The organism is Flavobacterium amniphilum (assembly GCF_023634845.1).
GTDB classification, from domain to species: domain Bacteria; phylum Bacteroidota; class Bacteroidia; order Flavobacteriales; family Flavobacteriaceae; genus Flavobacterium; species Flavobacterium amniphilum.
The window spans coordinates 110,032-129,912 of record NZ_JAMLJL010000005.1; the positions used below are offsets into that span (position 1 = coordinate 110,032).

Consider the following 19,881-nt stretch of genomic DNA (forward strand, 5'->3'; position numbering starts at 1 on the left):
ATTATTCTTCCTTTATCCTTCCCGAAGCAAAATACCTTGTCTGAAAATAATCATCATTAAAATTAAAAATCCTTAATCCCGAAGATTTCGTTGTCGCCAGAATTCTATCATTTTTTAAATAAATAGCGACATCAGAAATAGGATTATCTTTATTGTACCTAAGAAAGATAAAATCACCTTCTTCCAGGTCAATTCTGGACAGAAACAATTCGATATCCTTAGATTTAAAGATACCCAGAGCAGTTTTTGGCAAACTCTTTTTATACGTTTTGCTATACAAAGCCTGAACAAAAGGCACCATACCAAGACTATCTTTGGTAAAAGCCCTGTTCCCATAAGGTGTACCAAGCCATTTATCAATATACCCGTAGAAATCATAATTTTTGACTTCATCAGGTCTTACACTAAGCAATACTGCATATTTCTCTTTTACTCTGATTTGCTCATCAGTCAAACCTTCTTCGTATTGATCCGCCAAACGTTCATTTGTCTGACGCTCATTAATCCCTAAAGCTTTTTTGATTTTCTGTTCGTCATATTTAAGTTTAAGAGGAACTTCTTCAATGTATTTAGGATTACCACAAGCAATCAGAACCGGGAATATGAAACCTATTAAAAATATTTTTTTCAAAGGGGCAAATTTTTTTTGTAAATTATTTCTTACAAATATATAATTTTTATAATACAAACAAATTTTTTTGCAGTTATTTTAAAGTTAAGTACTGCTTTTTTAGACTTAGATAATCTATGGAAGTATTCTTACAAAGTGCAATAATACTAAAAATTTTCAATTGTAAGAAAAATTACATGAAAAATTAGTTGTGTAAGTGTTTTTTTACTAAGTTCGTCATCTAAAAAACAAAGAATGAACAGAAGTCGGAATTCGGTATGGGATTTAATCACTGGCTTTGACCCAAGGATTTTATTGGTTTTCATTATACTTCTAGCCCTTGGTATGCTCTCGTTTATATCGAAATTCATCGGGAGCGTTGATTGTGAAAACACTACATTTTATATCGTTGCAAAAAACAGATTGGTTGGTGAAACCATTGAGTTTTATAATGAAACCCCGAATGCTTCCACATGGGTGTGGAATTTTGGGGATAATTCCAAAAATCAATTTGACAAGAGTGTAACACATCAATATAAAAATCCCGGAAAATACCGTATAACCCTTACAATTAATGACAATTGTGTTACTTATAAAGATATCGTTATCAAATCGGTTGGTGATTTAGATGAGAGAAGCAGAAAACCGGAGATCCTTGCCCCAAGAGTTGTAAAAGTTGGTGAGGAAGTTGTTTTTGATTATTACTACAGCGGAAGTGATATTTTTTCCTGGGAATGGAGTTTTGGTGAAACTTCACGGTTAGATGATACCGAAAGTAACCCTGTATACGTTTACAAAACCCCTGGCGTTAAGAAAGTCAGCCTTATCGTAAACGGTAACGTAAGTAAAATAACTTCCCAAACCATTTTGGTAAAACCTAAGGATCCAGTTGTAGCTGATGCATTGGTTGAAGATGTCGAGATTAAACCCTTGAAACTAAGACCAGGTCCTGCACAAATTGATCCTGCAGAAGAATATGCCATGACCTTACCGGTTGTTCCGCCATCTTCAAAAAAGAAATCAGGAAAATCAGACAAAAACAAGAAGAATGCACCTAAAATTTCCGAAGAGCAGTTTGAACTTTTATTGCATCAAGTAGCTAAACAAAGTAAAACCAAGGATGATTTCGGAACATTTTTATGTGACGATTACAAAATACCTGTTCTTATTAACGATTCCAAAATAATGCCTTTTGATGAATTCTGTAAAAAACTAGCAGGAAAAACGCTTAAAATTTCCAATATACGTCTTTCTACCAATGATGAAAATTGCATTATTAACGTAGAAATAAACTACAAAATTAAAAAACACCTATTGTGGGTCAACGATTAAACGAAAGCGACAATGAAGAAGCATTCAAATAACTTTAAACTGGTATTTTCAAATTTTGAAACAAGGATTCTGATTATTTTTGCCATACTACTCGTAGGAAGTATTACAATTTTTAGTTTCAAATACAATAAACATGTCGATTGTGACACTTCAGATTTTTTTATTGTAGCCGAAAACTTTTCAGTTGGTGAAGCCATAGAGTTTCACAACGAAACACTTAATGCTACACAATGGAAATGGGATTTCGGAGATGGAAGTCCGATGGAAAACAAAAACCATGTCCTACATAAATATACCGAACCGGGAATTTACACCGTAACCTTAATAATCAACGGATTTTGCCTGAAAGAGAAAAAAATCCAGATCAAGAATCATGGAGAAATCTTGGACAGAACAAAACTGCCTACCATTATTGCACCCAAACTTGCAGCCGTTGGACAGAAGGTAAATTTCACCTATAAATATTATACTGATGAAACTTTTTCATGGGAATGGAGTTTTGGTGAAACCGGTGATATAGACAACACAGATGAATTCCCGAGTTACAGTTTCAGAACACCGGGACCAAAAACCATTACATTAATCATCAATGGTGAATATAAATTTAAAACGTCCAAAATTATATACATCAAACCAAGGCCGGCTTTTAAAAAGGAAAGCGAAATGATGTTGGATGAAGGTTATACTTATGAAAAATCAGTACAGTCATTTTACAAACCTAAAGGGAATCCAAAACCAGATGCAACCGATAAGTGGCTCAATCCTATTCCGACACGCTCCAGCGAAAGACATATTGTACAATTTGCACCGGACATTTCGGAAAATCAATTTGAATTATTGATTCACCAGGTTGCAAACGAAACCAAAGAAAAAGAAGATTTCGGCAAATATATTTGTGAAAATTATCAGATTCCGGTGATCAAAAATGAAGATCAGGTTATTTCATTTGAAGAATTCTGTAAAAGAATCAGAGGACAGGAAATTAAAATTGAAAATTTACGTCTGACAAAAGACAATCTCAACTGCATTGACGGTTTTAGCATTACTTACAAAGTAAAAGGATTATTGGGTTGGACAGAAGATTAACAGTACAGATTATAAATACCGGATTATGATTACAGAGAATATAATTTTTCACGAAGAACTACAAACTGCGCTTGAATCGGCAAAACGTATCGCCCAGGAAAGCAGACAATATGAATATACGGCAGCCCATTTATTAAAAGCCATGCTGCACCGAAACTTTTCCCTTTTGAAAGAACTGGAAACAATGGGAAAAGATGTTTATTTCATTGAAGAATGGGCCGAAGTCAGAATAGAAGAGATTCCCAAATCGATGAAACCAACAGAAGCTGAGCCGCATCAAAGTATCGATGAAGTAATTGCTGAAGCTGATGCCGTGAGAGATATTCTAGGACGCGAAGAAGTTGATTTATTCGCCGTAATGGTTGCATTGGCTACTCCTGGTGTAGGTTTCAATTTTGATCAGATGAAAAGTTTTCCGGTTACCCGATCTGAACTTTTAACTGAAATGAATGATGAAAAAGTTAACTCTGAAATTTTAAACTTACCAACAGAAAGATCCGTTTCAAAATACATTCACAAATATTGTTTTAACAAAACTGCAAAGGCTAAAAAAAACAAATTTGAAATTGTTGGAAGAGACAAAGAAATCAAAGAAATTACTGAAGTACTTTGCCGCTTTTCCAAACCAAATGTATTACTGAGCGGTTATTCAGGAGTTGGAAAATCAGCCATTATCAATGGTTTTGCCAACTCTATAGTAAATAATCTTGTTCCTGAAAAATTACAGAATACTGATGTCTTCGAACTTGATTTAGGCAATTTAATAGCCGGTGCTTCTTATAAAGGTGAAATTGAAGACCGTTTAAAAAAACTTATACAGGAATTAAAATCCTATCCGAGAGCGATTTTAGTCATCGACGGAATTCATGTTTTATTGGACAAAAACAGTGACAATGCAGGAATTTCAAGCATACTGAAAAGTGAATTGACAAAAGGATTAACCTTGGTAGCCACAACCACCGTTGATGAGTATACCAAAAAAATCGAAAAGGACGAAGTATTATCCGGTATGTTTGAACTGATTAAAGTGGAAGAACCGGATGATGAAAACGCTTTCAGAATTATTAAAACAGCTCTAAAATCCTACCATAATCATCATCAGATTAAAACGGATGATGAAACCATCAGAGAATCAATACGATTATCAAAACGTTATTTAAAAGAAAAAAGTTTACCTGAATCTGCCTTGAACTTATTGGACAGAACCATGTCGGTTATTAAAACAGCCGGAGAATCTTTTCTGTCTGAAAAAAATGCGTTATTCTCTAAAATGGAACAAATCAAAGAACTTCCTGAAGAATACAAGCTTCAGGAAGCCAATTGGTTGTTTGAAGACATCAAGCGAAAAGCACATTATTTACTGACTCAGGAAAAATTTGGGGAAGAAGAAACATCTGACAGTTCCTCTGAAGAATTATTACAGAAACTTGAACAGTTTATTGATAAACTGACAACGATAGCTCAAAGCAAAAAAGACCATATTGAAGGAATCGATTTAGCAGCCATTGTAGCACAAAAAACAAACATTCCTTTAGGGAAATTGCAATCGGAGGAAAAAGACCGTTTACAAACTATGGACGAAACCTTGAAGAAACGTGTGGTTGGACAGGATTTAGCGATTCAGATTATCACCGAAGCCGTTCTTGAATCACGATCAGGATTGAGCAAAGCCGGACAACCGATAGGATCCTTTTTCTTTCTGGGGCCAACCGGAACCGGAAAAACGGAATTGGCAAAATCATTAGCTGACTTCTTATTCCAGGATGAAAATGCCATCATCCGTTTTGACATGTCAGAGTTTAAGGAAGAACATTCGGCGGCTTTATTATACGGAGCTCCTCCGGGATATGTAGGATATGAAGAAGGTGGTTTGTTAGTAAACAAAATCAGGCAAAAGCCCTATTCTATCGTATTGTTTGATGAGATTGAAAAGGCACATCCTTCTGTTTTTGACGTATTTCTACAAATTATGGATGAAGGAAAATTACATGACCGTCTAGGAAAAGAAGGTGACTTTTCGAATGCATTGATTTTATTTACGTCCAATATCGGTTCGAAGTTTATTGTAGATTCCATTACAGGTGGAAACGGCTATCCAAGTTCGAATCAATTGATGGAAATCATGGCCAATCATTTCAGGCCTGAATTTTTGGGGCGTTTAACGGAAATAATTCCTTTTGCTCCAATTTCCAAAGAAAATGCCATGGGAATTTTTGAAATCCATCTTAAAAAAGAGCTATTGGATTTAGTAAAATCACAACATATTGAAATGCATATCACACAGGAAGCCAAGTCTTATTTAGTTGACAATGGTTACAATGCAACGTATGGAGCCCGTCCGCTTAAAGGAATCATACGGTCAGAATTAAGAAGACCATTGGCTAAAAAAATTGTTTCGAATGAAATAAAAGAAGGAAGCAAGGTAACGGTCGATTATAAAAATGACAGTCTCACTTGGGACATTCAATAAAAAAAGGAGCTTTTAAGAAGCTCCTTTTTTATATCTATACTTACTAACTGACCAATAAACGGTATGGGTAAATGTTTGATGAAACCTGATCCAGTTTGTGAAGCAGATTGTCACATAAATAGTTCCATTCGTTATCAGAAAAAGGAATATCGCTTTCTTCGTTTTTATCAACCTTGATATCAATGGTACGCACGAAACCTGCTTTAAGCGAAGGATCTGCTTTTGTTCCCTTATTCACTTCAATATGACTGATAGTATGACCGAAATGTTTCAGACAGAAGGTCTTGATATCAGCAAAAGTCACCACACGGCCATGCGACAAAAGCGCCTGTCTGTAAGATAAAATCTTCTCATTTGAAGTCAGCCTCGTTTTACCACCCACACTTGGCTGTACTAAATAAATAGTATTGGCAAAGAAATCGGTACCAAAAGGCAAATCCAGTTTTGTTCCCGGTTTGATATCATTAGCATCTTCTCCACACGTAGACCAGAAATTAATAAAGAACGAATCGTTTTCATTGCGTTCATCCACTAAATTAGACTTAATCACCACGTAAGGAAAATTCGATTTCAGGAATGAATTTTCTTTGGTTTGCTGTTCCAAAGTAGCAATTAACTGGTTCATTTCGGCGATGACATTGCGCACAAAATCCCCACCCAAAACTGAGAAAGAAGCACTTTCATCTTTTAATAATTCCAATAAATACTGGATAATCTCCGAAGCATTTCTTTCATCAAAACGCTCGACACCATTATTTCTCAAAGCTGCTTCCCCACCTTCAAGGTTCTGTGAAAACTGTTTCAGATGGTAGCTGAAACCTCTCGAATCAGTAATTGTATCCAAATCCAGGAAATGATCATCATTGACCAATGGAATATAATTGATATACGGATCGATACGTTGTGCAAGGTTGATCAGTCTTTTGTTGATTACCGGGAAACTGTTAAGGGAAAAACTTAAACTTTCAAAAATACTATTATTGATAACTTCAGGGAATTCGACACGAAGCCAAAGCACATCGTTCAATGAATTCAGTTTGTCATTTTCAAACACTGAGGCGATTTCGGCAGGAACTTTCAATAAAGAAGGATCCAGGACAATATCATCAGTCAGGTGGATGAATTTATCAAAATAGAATTTATTCACTTCGGAATAAATCTGGTTAATTCTGTTGTAATTCTTAGTGATGACAGCATCGATATCCAAATCTTTGGTAGCCACATTATAACCTTCTTTAAACCCAAGTTGTTTATCCCCGAGAAAGATTTTGGACTGTTTCAGATAATGGTAAAAAACTTCCCTTTGATGCGTGTTTTTAACATCAACATAAAACATCAGTTTCTTCAGGATTTCATTTGGCTCCAAACAACGAAGGCCAATCCAGATTGTGGAAGACTTTAATGATTTGGCCGACTTTAGATAAAACTCCTTGTGAACATTCCGGGTGAAATTATACATCGAATTCCCGAAAGCCATGAACTCGACATCTGCAGTTGACAGGTCGAAACTACCTGTAGGTCCGAAAAAAACCTCTTTAACCGTGGGTTTAACCGGATCATAGATGTTAGGGATATTCTTTTTGCAGTAAAACTGATGTTCGAGAGACACCCTGAAATTATTCTCCGAAGGTTTTGCATGAATGATTGATCTTGAAGGCATGGCACCGGCGTTAGATGCAGGCGACATCACTTCAATAAGACGTTCAACGATGCGGGCATGTGAATTGTTCAATTCAACTGATAACTTTTCAAGTTCTGCGGCACAGGCTTCGAGCAATAAAGCAACTATTGGATCGAATGATGTTTCCAATTCGCTGTCACTATACCCCCAAACCCTTGCGGCTCTTTTTAGAATCCTGTCTTTTACTCTTTCCTGTATTTCCATAGATTTTAGATATATGAAAGTGGTCCTACGAAGAAGTATCCGTAGAAATTAAATGCTCTGTTTGTTTTTTTTACATTTCCGTTCACCACGACATTGACTTTCTTTTTCATTCGCAGGCCGTTGTTGTAAGAAGCTGCTTTTGCTTCGGTTATACTGACTTCGATATCAGACAGTTCGAGGCGGTACTCATACTTTTTGATGGTCGCTTTAAGTGCATCACGGATACGGTCTTTGATGGTGTTCTGATCTGAAAGCAAATCAAAATCCATTTCCCAGATTTTACATCCGAAGCCTTCATCAAACTTACATTCTCCGAAAGAAGTCGTTGCGGCAAGATTAATAAACTGGGCGATTGAATGCTCGAGATTGGTCTTCTCAATTTCTTTCTTCTCCATCAGATCCTTGAAATCGATGGGTGTTTTATAATAAATTCCGTACATCTTACAGGTATACTATTTTGTTTACTTTTCCTTTTTTGTCAAACTCGATTTCCTTAACGGATTTATCCCTTTTAATTACCTGGATTTCAACATTGGGTGTCATTTTCAGGAATTTTTCCCTGTATTTGATATCACCGATGAAGCGTTGACCGTTGCTGTTATCGATCACACAAAAGAAATTTTCGGTTTTAGAAGCGTTGAAAAGGTTTTCGGGGATTTCACCGGCAACCAGATTAGCCACCACTTCCCCTTTTTTAAGGGTATAGGCCAGATAATTTTCACGTAAAGTCCGGTAGCGGGACACCTCAAAGTATTCGACCAAGGTCTTAAGCGGCTCATAAGAAATGGAAGTCAGTTTCAGCACTTCCCTTTTGAACCATTCAATGCCGAGAAAAGAAAATCGGCTGATACTTTTGGTTTTTAATTCCTTTAGCAATAAAGTGTCACGGGTTACTTCGTAAAAAGTGGTTTCATTGGTCATGTCATCGGTCATGCTCATTTTATAAGTAACCAATTCAACCTCAGTAGTTTTATTGTTCCTTGTGAAGTTAACATTCACCTTTCCGGCTTCTTCATCTGTAATGACAATGGTAATGGTATGTTTCTTCATTGCAGAATCAAAAGTGGTCATATGCTCTCTCTGGCCGACTCCGGCATACAAAGGCGAACCATCATTATCGGTAATGGACATGGAAAGTCCCAATTGGGGTATTGGCATGGAAAATTAATTTTTGCTAAATGTAAGAAAAATATGTCAGTAAAAAGTGTTAATTTTTAGTAATTAGTGATTAGTGAAGAGTAACTAGACCTTAGTACTTAGTTTATAGTGCTTAGTGAAGAGTAATTAGAGGCTCAACAATAAAACATATTGGCTACACAATAAAGCATATTGACTCCACAATAAAACATATTGACTCAACAATAAAACATATTGGCTCAACAATAAAATATATTGACTCCACAATAAAATATATTGACTCCACAATAAAATATATTGGCTCCACAATAAAATATATTGGCTCCACAATAAAACATATTGGCTCCACAATAAAACATATTGGCTATGCAAGAATTCATATTCACATTTCAAAATAAAGAATCATGTTTAGAATTATTGATACCAAATACTTAAAACTGATTAAAACTGTACCTATAAGAAGTCGGAATATTCATTAAAAACTGAATTAAATTTGATATTTTTGCGTTCAAAATCAATATCTGACAGCAATGTTCAAAAAATTACTTTACCTACTACTTTCTTTTAGTTTTTTTTATTCGTATTCTCAATGTCCTACCGGAACAATTTACATTCGGAGTCAGGCTGATGTGGATTATTTTCTGACCCGTTATCCTAACTGCACAGAAATTCCCGGTTCAATTGTAGTTGAAACCAATGCCAATAGTGGAGCAATTAATAATTTCAATGGATTTAGAAATATCAGACGTATAAATGGCGGAATATCTTTTAGTGAAAATTCCCCTTTACTGAGAACTTTAAATGGTTTCGAAAATCTTACTCACGTAGGCGGGAGCATAACCCTTCATGACAGTTGGATGACCGATATTTCAGGATTAAGAAACCTTGCATTTATAGGAGGAAATTTAGTGCTGACATCTAATCATATTAATGATTTTTCCGCTTTAAACAATCTTACATTTATTGGTGGAAACCTAACTTTATCGAATGACAGCGATTATTGCTATGAATCGAATATCCATTTAAGATTAACCAATGTCCCGGGAAATTTGTCAATTAGAACTTTAGGTTCACACAATTTTGATTTGACCGGTTTTGAAAGCATCAGAACTGTAGGTGGTGATTTATCCATTTCAAACTGGGAGTTAACCAGTTTACAGGGACTATCAGGGCTTCAATCTGTTGTTGGATCATTTTCTGTAAACAGTTGTTTATCATTGCAAAACTTAAATGGACTTACGTCATTAACCAGTTTAGGCAGTTTATCGTTATCCGGCAACAGATTGATGACAGACATTTCATCTTTAAGCCGAATAACATCTTTAAGAAACAACTTAAACATTATTTATTCATTAGTTATTGAGGGCTCCCAAAATTTAAACACACTTCACGGATTACATAATTTAACTTCGATAAAAGGAGGTTTATATATAAGTGGAAACAATGTACTAACATCGATAAATGAACTTTCAGGCGTTGATTTAAGCGAAGTCACCGAATTAACAATCCAGAATAATCAAGTACTATCGTTATGTCAGGAACTAAATGTTTGCAATTATATACTGGCAGCAAAACCAAATACCATAAGAGGAAATGCGACTGGATGCAATGATTTAACCCAATTGACCGAATCATGCAACAACAGATGGAAAAACAGAATAAAAGGAACGGTAAAAATAGATTATGAAAACAATGGCTGTAATATCGGAAACGACCGTGCCATGGATAAAATAATGGTAAAAGCCACTAGTGGTTCAACGCTTTATTCGACTTTTACCAATGAAAGAGGTGAATATTCTATGTATGTTCCCCAAGGAGATTATAACGTAACTACCACAGCCTCTTTAAACAATTTCAATGTATCGCCACCAACTGCCAATATCACTTTCACAGGTGTAGGGAACCAACAAACAGCAGATTTCTGTAATGTGCCCAGTCAGACTATCAATGACGTAAGAATAACTTTTTCACCTATAGCAGTTGCAAGACCGGGTTTTGACGCTTATTACATAATTTATTATGAAAACAGAGGGACAACAGTTAGAAGTGGTTCAATTGTTTTTAATTTTAATGACGGTAAAATGGATTTTATCAATGCCAATGTACCGGTTCAGTCCCAAACTGAAAATGTGTTAACCTGGAACTATGCTAATTTATATCCGTATGAAACAAAATCAATTATAGTAAGATTCAGGATCAGCCAGCCTCCAACAGTAAATCTTAATGATTTCTTAGCGTTTACAGCGACCATTAACCCAATAGCAACCGATAATACACCTGCTAACAATACCTTTTCAATAAATCAAAGAGTAGTTAACTCTTTTGATCCAAATGATAAAACTGTATTAGAAGGCGATACAATATTAGTTAACAATATTGGGAATTATTTAAATTATGTAGTACGTTTTCAAAACACAGGAACTGCATCAGCAGTAAATATTAAAATTACTGATGAACTGGATGCTAAATTAGACTACTCGACTTTTGAATTAGTAGGACTAAGTCACCCCGGCCGTGTACAACTTAAAAACAACATTGCCGAATTTGTCTTCGATAACATTAATTTACCTGATATGGTATCGAATGAACCCGGTAGTCATGGTTACATCACTTATAGAATAAAGCCAAAAAACACAACGGTAAAAGGCAATACTATCAGGAATTATGCATCAATTTATTTTGACTATAATGCACCTATCATTACCAATACCGTTTCAACTTATGTAGATGCCGACACAGACAATGATGGCGTGTATGATAGTAAAGACAATTGTATGAATGTTGCAAACACCAATCAATCTGACACTGATAATGATGGTATTGGTGATGTTTGTGATGACAATATAGAAGTAAGTCCACCTTATTATATGGGATTTGACACCGCAACACTCGATTCTTTCTGGAAAACTTACAAACAAAGCAGTTCAGTTACAAATACAAACGTAAGTGTAAGTAATTTATATGATGCTGACAACAACGGTAATACGATAAGACTATATTCATCTTACTCAGGTTATAAAAGCATGCTTATCAGTCCGCGATTAAATGGCTTAACAAATAACAGTAAAATATCATTTTGGATTTTACGAGAGTATTCAAGCTATAATCCTATTGAAATAGGATTTATGACAGACCCTTCCAATCCCAGTACTTTCACTCGATTAAGCTATGCAGGAGGAAGCTCTACAATGTCACTGTATACCTTAAACATGACAAACTATCAACCTTCATATGGAAAAAACTTAGCTATAATGGTTTATGGCAATACTGTTCATATCGATGATTTTAAATATGATCCTGAGAATTTATCAACAGATGAAAATGAATTCAAGAAATTCAGGTTATATCCGAATCCTACCACCGAGTTTTTAAATATTGCGAGCGAATCAGGTATTGATTCAGTTTCAATTTATGATTTAAACGGAAGAAAATTAAAATCTGAAAAAACATCAAATCAGAAGCATATCACTTTAAATATTAATAATTTATCCAAAGGTATTTATATGATTGAGATCCATTCAGACGGTGCCAGACAAATTGAAAGATTCATTAAAGAATAAATGTAAAGCAGGTTGGATTAATCCAACCTGCTTTTTTTAAAACCTATAATAACAAAAGCGTTATAATAAAACATATTGGTTCCACAACAGACAATTGAGGCTCCACAAGCGGTAACCGAGGCTCCACAAGCAGCAATATTGGCTCTACAAGCGGCAACAGAGGCTCCACAAGCAGCAATATTGACTCCACAAGCAGCAATATTGGCTCAACAAGCAGCAATATTGGCTCAACAATAGACAACAGAGGCTACACAAGCAGCAGTATTGACTCCACAAGCGGCAATATTCACATTTCACAATAAAAAAATCCGCTATGAAAGATCATAACGGATTACATTATACAGTGAGTTGATTTAAAAAACCACTTTTACTTTCATTTCTTTGCCACTGCGGATTAAAGTCACTTCCTTCTCGTCGCCAGTGTTCAGTTTTGCAAGGCATTCCATGTAGCTGTAAACTTCTTTCACCGGGCAATCACCAATTTTAGTAATGATATCCCCTTCCTTGATTCCGGCGATATTCGCGGGACGGCCTTCGGTAACACCGTCGACATGGAGTCCGTCACCATGATCTGTATAATCGGGCATGATGCCCAAAGTCACTTTGTACTTAGCCGCCTTTTTTTCGGAAGTAATTTTGGTTTTCGTAAATTCCAATTTTTCTACATCAGCAATGGCATTAGCTGTGCGGAAAACATAATTCACGATATTTTCGACACCATAATAATTGATTTTATCCTCGTCATCACTTGGTTTGTGGTAATCGGTATGCGTTCCTGTAAAGAAAAACAGCACCGGAATATCCTTCAGGTAAAAAGACGTATGGTCAGACGGTCCTACCCCACTCATTTCCTGCGTGATGCCAAAACCCGCCGGTTTATTTTTTTCGATAATTTCAGCAAAAGAAGGACTCGTTCCGATACCGCCCACTATCATTGTTTTTTTATCATCCAGACGGCCAATCATGTCCATATTGATCATCGCCGTTATATCAGGATAAAACATTTTAATGGTTGACGCCATTTCTTTGGAACCGATTAATCCGTCTTCTTCACCTGAGAATAAGGCAAAGATATAATTCGCTTTCTCTTTGGTTTTATTCTGCGACAGCATTCGGGCCAATTCCAAGACACCGGCCACGCCCGATGCATTGTCATCGGCACCGTTGTGGATTTCACCTTCCGAATTCATTTTAGTCGAATGCAAATGTTCGTTCAAGCCCAGATGGTCATAATGCGCACCGATCACAATCGTTTTTGCAGCGCCGTTATCCAGATAACCGATCACATTATTCCCCGAATTAGCCTTCCCTTTCGAAATCGTGTCATGCGGATTCAGGCGTACGGTATATTTAAAAGGATGCAGGAATTGCATTTTATACGGTTTCAGTTTCAGTTTTTTGAATTCAGAAATGATATAATCAGCCGCCAGTTTTTCCTCTTTCGATCCCGTCAATCTTCCCTTCATGGCATCAGAAGACAGGAAAGAGATGTGTTTTTTCAAGTTTGTAGGATTCGCGTATTCGGCTTCATCAATATCCGCCCAATCGGCAATAAACACATTCGTTTCACGCGGTTTACTTTGTTCGCGGTTGCTGGAGAAAACCAGTTTCTTTCCGTCAGGCGAAAACATCGGGAATGCATTGAATTCACTTTGGAACGTAATCTGTTTCAGTCCCGTGCCATCCGTATTGATCATATACAACTGGAAATCATAGCCTTTGGTAGCGTGATGGTTAGACGAAAAAATAATCTTCTTATCCGAAGGGTGGAAAAAAGGCGCCCAGTTTGCTTTTCCGAGATGTGTAATCTGCTTTAAATCGGATCCATCCACGTTACAGGTGTAAATCTCCATACTTGTGGGCATTACCAGATTTTCGGCCAATAAATCCTTATATTCCTTTATTTCACTTTCCGTTTTCGGGCGTGAAGAACGGAACACCAGTTTCTTACTGTCATGCGAAAAAAAACAACCACCATCGTAGCCCAATCCGCTCGTCACCTGCTTCACATTTGAACCATCAATATTCATGGTATAAATTTCAAGATCACCTGAGCGTATACTCGTGAATGCAATCTTTTTGCCATCCGGAGACACCACAGCTTCGGCATCATAACCCGGAGAATTTGTTAACTGCTTCACTATATTCCCTTTCAGGTCGGCCATATAAATCTCGAATTCGGGGTAAATCGCCCAGAGGTACTTACCATCCTTCGGTTTAGGCGGAGCCGGGCAAGCCTCGTTACTTTTGTGCGTTGAAGCGTATAAAACATGCTTCCCGTCAGGCATAAAATACGAGCAGGTCGTGCGGCCTTTCCCGGTAGAAACCAGTTTAAGACTTTTCGAATCGATGGCAGGATTTGACAAATCGAGTGTAAAAATCTGGTCACACTGTGCACCGATTTCAGGGTTTGTTACCTGGAGCGTCAGGCTTTTACCGTCGGGGCTGAAATAAGCCTCTGCGTTATCGCCTCCGAAAGTCAGTTTTTTGATGTTTTTGAGATGCTTTTCCTGAGCAGAAACCGTTGCCACGGAAAGCATAAATAAGGCAGTTACAATTTTAGTTACAGTCATTCTTGTAATGTTTATCTCTCAAATGTACTAAAAAGGAAACGATTGTCGGTTAACCTTTTAGCATAAAAAAACCGTCCTGTTTTGCAACAGGACGGTTTAATGGATTTAACCCGGGGACTATTTTCCCTTCGGAAGATTTTTAGGTGTTTCCTTGTTGGAATCCATCATTTCCATGAGTTTCATTCCCAGTAAACCACTGATACCTCCATCGGCACCATTGTTACCCGAAATCAGGACATCAGGAATCACTTTGATATTCCCTTTACCGATTTCCTCCGTGATTTTATATTTCGTAAAGTTATCTCCACCCATAGCCGAAACCTGTAATTGGTAAGCTTCAGCCGTAGATTTACCGATAGCCATGATTTTTTCAGCCTCAGCCAAACCGGTTTTAGAGATCTTTTCCGCTTCAGCACTTGCATTCAAACGGGTAGCTTCCGCCTGTGCACCTGCTCTTGCTTTAGTTGCTTCCGCTTCCGCCTGCGCTCTCATTTTAGTTGCTTCAGCTTCAGCATTTACGTTTAATTTCAAACTGGTAGCATCCCCTTCCGCTTTTTTAACCGTTGCATCGGCAGTACGTTGTGCGATTTCCACACTTTGAGAAGCCCGTACGATTTCCTTCTGCATGTCAGCGATAGCCGTTTCCTTCTCCATACCCTGACGTTGTTCCTGCGCCATCTTTTGCGTTTGATATGTCTTTTGTTCCTCTTCTGCGATCTTTCTGTCGGTTAACGTTTTCATCAACGAATCCGGTGGCACGATATCACCGATCAACGTATCTACAGCATTCACATTATATTCATCCAATACCACTTTGATGTGATTTTTAGCCGATTCCTGGCGTTCTTTACGCGTACTTAAGAACGAAATCACATCACTTTCCTGCGCCGAGTTACGGAAATAGTTACCAATGGTAGGCTCCAAAACCTGGGAAACCAAATTCGTCATGCTACCGAAACGTGCGATTACCTTTGGCGCTTCATTAGCCGGAACGTGGATAATTTGCGACACGTCAAGGTTAAAAGGGAAACCGTCTTTAGAACGAACCGTAATGGTAGATAAATTATGGTCTAAGTTATGCGATTCACTTCTTGCATCAGCCCAGTTTAATACCAAGTTAGTTGTAGGCACCAATTCCAGTTTAGTCGTATACTTATTCAACGCATATTTACCAGGTCCAAGCGGTTCCATCCAAACACCGCGCTGTCCTTTAGACACAATATTACCATGTTTGAAATGTTCGCCTGTTACATCCTGACCGTCTTCACCAATATACGAGATTACAACCCCAACATAACCGATAGGCACATCCGTCATGGGCGTTTGCTCGATTTGGACAGCCCACGAGTTGATGTAATACGAACCCGCCAACATTACCTGCGGCTGTAGACCACGGTTACCACCTTCTTCAAGGAATTTATCGAAATCCTGGAAATTATTATGTGATTCGGCATATTTACCCGCGATTTGGCCGATTGGAATAGGCTCACCATCAAGAGCGGTAACCACACCCACCATGTTTTCAAAGATCTTGATTTGGTCAGCCATAACGACATCGAACAAAAAGGTGTTGATACGGTACGATCCGGTGGTGATAAAAGCCGTTTGACGACCTTTTTGTCCGCCGTTATTCAGGAAAGCCGTGGCATCCTGGAAATTATCGCACATTACTTTGCGGGCAAGGATTCTACCCGTTGGGATTTCCTTACCGTCTTTACTTAACACCAAACCGATTTTTCCTTCCGGGATGATGGTAAAAGGCGTCATATCGACAGAATACTGCCAGATCCACATACCCCAGTATAAACCCGGAGCAAGGGTTTGCGCCTGGAAACCGGCTTCACCTTTAGTCGCGATGATACGTCCGTCAGGCAAAGCTTTATCGGCACCGAAGAGAACGAATTTTTTCGTCACCAGACCGATTTTATCTTCCGGGACAATCACCATTCCGAAGAACACCCTTAAGACAAATTTGTAAAAAATGAAGCTGGCAACGATCATTATCAGCCACCAAAAATTAGTAATTGTTTCCATTAAAATTGATTTTTAAATGATTTCATGTTTTGATTCCAGAAATGTTTAATATGAAAAATGAAAGTATAATCGTGAGTCAGATTAAAAGTCAACCATCAGGTTTGCGCAGATGCCTGAGTTGCTATTTTTGAAGATACAACACCTTTGTGTCATTTTAGGATATTAATTTCTTAGTAAAATCAGTTATTATACGTTTAGAGAAATCAATAGTTACATAAAAAAGCAAATTTATTTTAGCTATATTTCAAAACAACTGATTATCAACAAAATAAAAAAACCACTCCATCCTAAAGATGAAGTGGTTCTTACGTATTAACCGAACAATTATTTTCCCATAACGACATCAGAATTAAAACAATCGCGGTGAAGTTTCCATACTCCGTCCTCCATTTTATATACTTCGATTGCTTTTCCCTGATCAATTATTTTACCGCTTTTATCTTTAAACGTCCAGTTTTCTTCGGCTGCCAGCACTTCTTCATTTCCCCATACTTCAACCGTTTCGATTGAAAATCCGGCCGGCATTCCTGCTTTCATCCATTGGCCAACCAATTTTTGGATACTGGCTTTTCCTGAAACCGATTTTTCGTTAGGCGGCATAAACTTACCATCTTTTGTGTAACAATTTGCGACACCGACCGAATCCTTATTATTTACGGCATCTGCATAAATTTTACTACGCTCTTCAATTGCTTTTTTAGCTGCAGTCAAATCAAATGCAGATTTAGCAGATTCATTTTTACAACTTGTCATCCAGCAAGAACCGGTTATCAGGACGATTAGCACTACAATTACTTTTTTCATAGTTTTTATATGTTTATGTTACTAAAATTATGTTCATTTAGCGCAAATGGATATTAAATTTACAAAAAAAATCCGTTCAGTATTTACAAAACGGATTTGCTATTTCTTTAGCAGTCCGACAATCATAAAACTTTTTCATCAATTAGAAGAAAAAATATTGTCAGGCATTCTAAATTACTCATTTTTTCATTTTTTTCCCATGCTTGATTTCGGTTACAATGAGTTTAATAGTGGTTGTACCCACATTTTTAGCCATATGGGTAACTGCCGGAATAAACATTACATCCCCGGCTTTGATTTCCATGGTTCCGGGATCTTTACCTTTATCGGTAATTTCAATTTTACCGTCAGTCAGTGCATAGATAACATGATCCGGATGGTGGTGCCAAGGTACAACATCACCTGGAGCAATCTCAACTTCCATAACCCTTACCTTATCATTGTCAAGGGAAATTTTTTTGTAAATATGAGGAGCTACGGTTGGAGGATCCTGCGCATAGAGATTCATATACACAGATGGAGTTAATGCAAACAGCACTAACATGAAAATTAATTTAATACCTTTCATTTTTTGCTTTTTAAATTAGAAACGTGGTATTTTTTAAATTACATCTCTTGTCTGGAACAAGTTACCTTCAACAACTTAGAAATTAGTTGGTACTGATTGTAGCGGGAAGATTTTTACATTTTTAAAAATCTGACTACAAAGATACGAATGAAACGTAAGCAATTGGCTATTAATTGAATAAATAAAAAAACCGTCTCGAAGTCAACGAGACGGTTTCAATATAATTTAATAGATTTAAATCTGTAGATTATAAATGGATTACCTCACCATAAGCATCGGCAACAGCTTCCATCACAGCTTCACTCATTGTTGGGTGTGGGTGAACTGCTTTTAAGATTTCATGACCGGTTGTTTCCAGTTTACGGGCAACGACAGCTTCTGCAATCATATCGGTAACACCTGCACCAATCATATGACAACCTAACCATTCACCATATTTAGCATCGAAAATAACTTTTACAAAACCATCAGGAGTTCCGGCTGCTTTTGCTTTACCTGAAGCTGAGAACGGGAACTTACCGATTTTCAATTCGTATCCTTTTTCCTTAGCTGCTTTTTCTGTTAAACCAACAGAAGCGATTTCAGGAGTAGCATAGGTACAACCCGGGATATTTCCATAATCTAAAGGTTCAACATGTAAGCCTGCAATTTTTTCAACACATAAAATACCTTCAGCAGAAGCCACGTGAGCCAAAGCCTGTCCAGGAGTTACATCTCCGATAGCGTAATAACCCGGGACATTTGTCTGGTAGTATGCATTTACTAAGATTTTATCTTTATCCGTTGCGATACCGGTTTCTTCCAAACCGATGTTTTCGATGTTTGTTTTGATACCAACAGCAGAAAGTACAATATCAGCTTCAAGAATTTCTTCCCCTTTAGCCGTTTTAACAGTAGCTTTTACACCTGCTCCGCTTGTATCAACTTTTTCAACAGACGCATTCGTCATTACATTGATACCGGCTTTCTTTAAAGAACGCTCGAATTGTTTAGAGATATCTTCGTCTTCTACCGGAACCACATTGGGCATGAACTCAACAATAGTAACTTCAGTTCCCATTGAATTATAGAAATGTGCAAATTCAACACCGATAGCACCTGAACCTACAACAATCATTTTCTTTGGTTGCTCCGGCAACACCATAGCCTGACGGTATCCGATTACTTTTTTACCATCCTGTGGTAAGTTAGGCAATTCTCTTGAGCGTGCTCCGGTAGCGATGATAATGTGATCAGCAGAATATTCGGTTACTTTTCCGTCAGCAGCGGTAACATCAACTTTTTTACCCGGTTTCACTTTTCCGAAACCATCGATAACGTCTATTTTATTTTTCTTCATTAAGAACTGAACACCTTTGCTCATTCCTTCTGCAACACCTCTTGAACGTGCAATTACAGCTCCAAAATCTTTATCAACATTATCAACTTTTAAACCATAATCTGAAGCATGTTTTAGGTAATCAAAAACCTGTGCTGATTTCAATAATGCTTTAGTTGGGATACATCCCCAGTTCAAACAGATTCCACCCAAATTTTCTTTTTCGATAACGGCAACTTTAAAGCCTAATTGTGACGCTCTGATGGCAGTTACATAACCACCCGGCCCACTTCCTAAAACAATAATATCGTATTTCATAACGTAAAATTTTCTAAATTTCAGAGCACGAAAATACACAATAAATATAGAGTACTCAAATATTCTTCTAATTATTTGGACGTTACCAATATTGCAAGGCGATAAAGCTAAAGCCAGTTTTAATTGTGATACTTTCGTCTGTAGCAATACTTGCCAGTATTTAACTTTTTCTGAAGCGAGATCCCT

Annotated in this window: 13 protein-coding genes; 4 read left to right on the top strand and 9 right to left on the bottom strand. The window is 37.2% G+C overall.

The genetic code is table 11. The features are described 5' to 3' along the window. Window position 1 precedes the first annotated feature (1 nt). A complete protein-coding gene (locus NAT51_RS07360; RefSeq protein ID WP_250597217.1) occupies window positions 2-631 on the bottom strand; it encodes a C40 family peptidase in 630 nt (209 codons plus the stop codon). Window positions 632-865: 234 nt separating this feature from the next. Here NAT51_RS07360 and NAT51_RS07365 point away from each other — a divergent pair, with 234 nt between their 5' ends. From NAT51_RS07365 to NAT51_RS07375, 3 genes are read left to right on the top strand one after another with little or no spacing between them, the layout of a single operon-like run. Continuing rightward, window positions 866-1,942 carry a PKD domain-containing protein gene (locus tag NAT51_RS07365; protein ID WP_250597219.1) on the top strand — a complete coding sequence of 359 codons (1,077 nt, stop codon included), beginning with the start codon at window positions 866-868 and terminating at the stop codon, window positions 1,940-1,942. A gap of 12 nt (window positions 1,943-1,954) precedes the next feature. Beyond that, complete coding sequence (locus tag NAT51_RS07370; protein WP_250597221.1) at window positions 1,955-3,028, top strand: PKD domain-containing protein; 1,074 nt, start codon at window positions 1,955-1,957, stop codon at window positions 3,026-3,028. Window positions 3,029-3,053: 25 nt separating this feature from the next. After that, window positions 3,054-5,498, top strand: a complete 2,445-nt coding sequence (locus NAT51_RS07375) for an AAA family ATPase (protein ID WP_250597223.1) — start codon at window positions 3,054-3,056, stop codon at window positions 5,496-5,498. A gap of 43 nt (window positions 5,499-5,541) precedes the next feature. Here the strand turns inward: NAT51_RS07375 and NAT51_RS07380 are convergent, their stop codons facing one another. Genes NAT51_RS07380 through NAT51_RS07390 form a run of 3 tightly spaced genes read right to left on the bottom strand, consistent with a single transcriptional unit; the run spans window position 5,542 to window position 8,541 of the window. Further along, window positions 5,542-7,383, bottom strand: a complete 1,842-nt coding sequence (locus NAT51_RS07380; RefSeq protein ID WP_250597231.1) for a type VI secretion system baseplate subunit TssF — start codon at window positions 7,381-7,383, stop codon at window positions 5,542-5,544. Between the two features lie 5 nt (window positions 7,384-7,388). Next, window positions 7,389-7,823 (bottom strand): GPW/gp25 family protein, encoded by a 435-nt coding sequence (locus tag NAT51_RS07385; protein WP_250597233.1) that lies wholly within the window; start codon window positions 7,821-7,823, stop codon window positions 7,389-7,391. Between the two features lies 1 nt (window position 7,824). Next, window positions 7,825-8,541: a hypothetical protein gene (locus tag NAT51_RS07390; RefSeq protein WP_250597234.1), complete on the bottom strand. Its 717-nt coding sequence runs from the start codon at window positions 8,539-8,541 to the stop codon at window positions 7,825-7,827. A gap of 509 nt (window positions 8,542-9,050) precedes the next feature. On the opposite strand from NAT51_RS07390, the gene NAT51_RS07395 reads away from it, so the two are divergent. Continuing rightward, on the top strand, window positions 9,051-12,080 hold the full coding sequence (locus NAT51_RS07395) for a thrombospondin type 3 repeat-containing protein (protein WP_250597235.1): 3,030 nt from the start codon (window positions 9,051-9,053) through the stop codon (window positions 12,078-12,080). A gap of 353 nt (window positions 12,081-12,433) precedes the next feature. On the opposite strand, the gene NAT51_RS07400 is transcribed toward NAT51_RS07395, so the two are convergent. The 5 genes from NAT51_RS07400 to lpdA form a co-directional block, all read right to left on the bottom strand. Continuing rightward, a complete protein-coding gene (locus tag NAT51_RS07400) occupies window positions 12,434-14,653 on the bottom strand; it encodes a M20/M25/M40 family metallo-hydrolase (protein ID WP_250597236.1) in 2,220 nt (739 codons plus the stop codon). Between the two features lie 117 nt (window positions 14,654-14,770). Then, window positions 14,771-16,687 (bottom strand): SPFH domain-containing protein, encoded by a 1,917-nt coding sequence (locus NAT51_RS07405; protein ID WP_250597240.1) that lies wholly within the window; start codon window positions 16,685-16,687, stop codon window positions 14,771-14,773. Window positions 16,688-17,011: 324 nt separating this feature from the next. Beyond that, window positions 17,012-17,491, bottom strand: a complete 480-nt coding sequence (locus tag NAT51_RS07410; RefSeq protein ID WP_250597242.1) for a YybH family protein — start codon at window positions 17,489-17,491, stop codon at window positions 17,012-17,014. Between the two features lie 178 nt (window positions 17,492-17,669). Next, window positions 17,670-18,059 (bottom strand): cupin domain-containing protein, encoded by a 390-nt coding sequence (locus tag NAT51_RS07415; RefSeq protein ID WP_250597244.1) that lies wholly within the window; start codon window positions 18,057-18,059, stop codon window positions 17,670-17,672. 247 nt (window positions 18,060-18,306) lie between these two features. Further along, entirely contained in the window at window positions 18,307-19,695 is a 1,389-nt protein-coding gene (gene lpdA, locus NAT51_RS07420; protein ID WP_250597252.1) for a dihydrolipoyl dehydrogenase, read from the bottom strand. Window positions 19,696-19,881 lie beyond the last annotated feature (186 nt).

Excerpts from the sequence above, each read along its gene's own strand:
- NAT51_RS07380 (WP_250597231.1), bottom strand. The coding sequence starts at position 7,383 with ATGGAAATACAGGAAAGAGTAAAAGACAGGATTCTAAAAAGAGCCGCA.
- NAT51_RS07415 (WP_250597244.1), bottom strand. The coding sequence starts at position 18,059 with ATGAAAGGTATTAAATTAATTTTCATGTTAGTGCTGTTTGCATTAACT.
- NAT51_RS07390 (WP_250597234.1), bottom strand. The coding sequence starts at position 8,541 with ATGCCAATACCCCAATTGGGACTTTCCATGTCCATTACCGATAATGAT.
- NAT51_RS07395 (WP_250597235.1), top strand. The coding sequence starts at position 9,051 with ATGTTCAAAAAATTACTTTACCTACTACTTTCTTTTAGTTTTTTTTAT.
- NAT51_RS07375 (WP_250597223.1), top strand. The coding sequence starts at position 3,054 with ATGATTACAGAGAATATAATTTTTCACGAAGAACTACAAACTGCGCTT.
- NAT51_RS07370 (WP_250597221.1), top strand. The coding sequence starts at position 1,955 with ATGAAGAAGCATTCAAATAACTTTAAACTGGTATTTTCAAATTTTGAA.
- NAT51_RS07410 (WP_250597242.1), bottom strand. The coding sequence starts at position 17,491 with ATGAAAAAAGTAATTGTAGTGCTAATCGTCCTGATAACCGGTTCTTGC.
- lpdA (WP_250597252.1), bottom strand. The coding sequence starts at position 19,695 with ATGAAATACGATATTATTGTTTTAGGAAGTGGGCCGGGTGGTTATGTA.
- NAT51_RS07385 (WP_250597233.1), bottom strand. The coding sequence starts at position 7,823 with ATGTACGGAATTTATTATAAAACACCCATCGATTTCAAGGATCTGATG.
- NAT51_RS07405 (WP_250597240.1), bottom strand. The coding sequence starts at position 16,687 with ATGGAAACAATTACTAATTTTTGGTGGCTGATAATGATCGTTGCCAGC.
- NAT51_RS07400 (WP_250597236.1), bottom strand. The coding sequence starts at position 14,653 with ATGACTGTAACTAAAATTGTAACTGCCTTATTTATGCTTTCCGTGGCA.
- NAT51_RS07365 (WP_250597219.1), top strand. The coding sequence starts at position 866 with ATGAACAGAAGTCGGAATTCGGTATGGGATTTAATCACTGGCTTTGAC.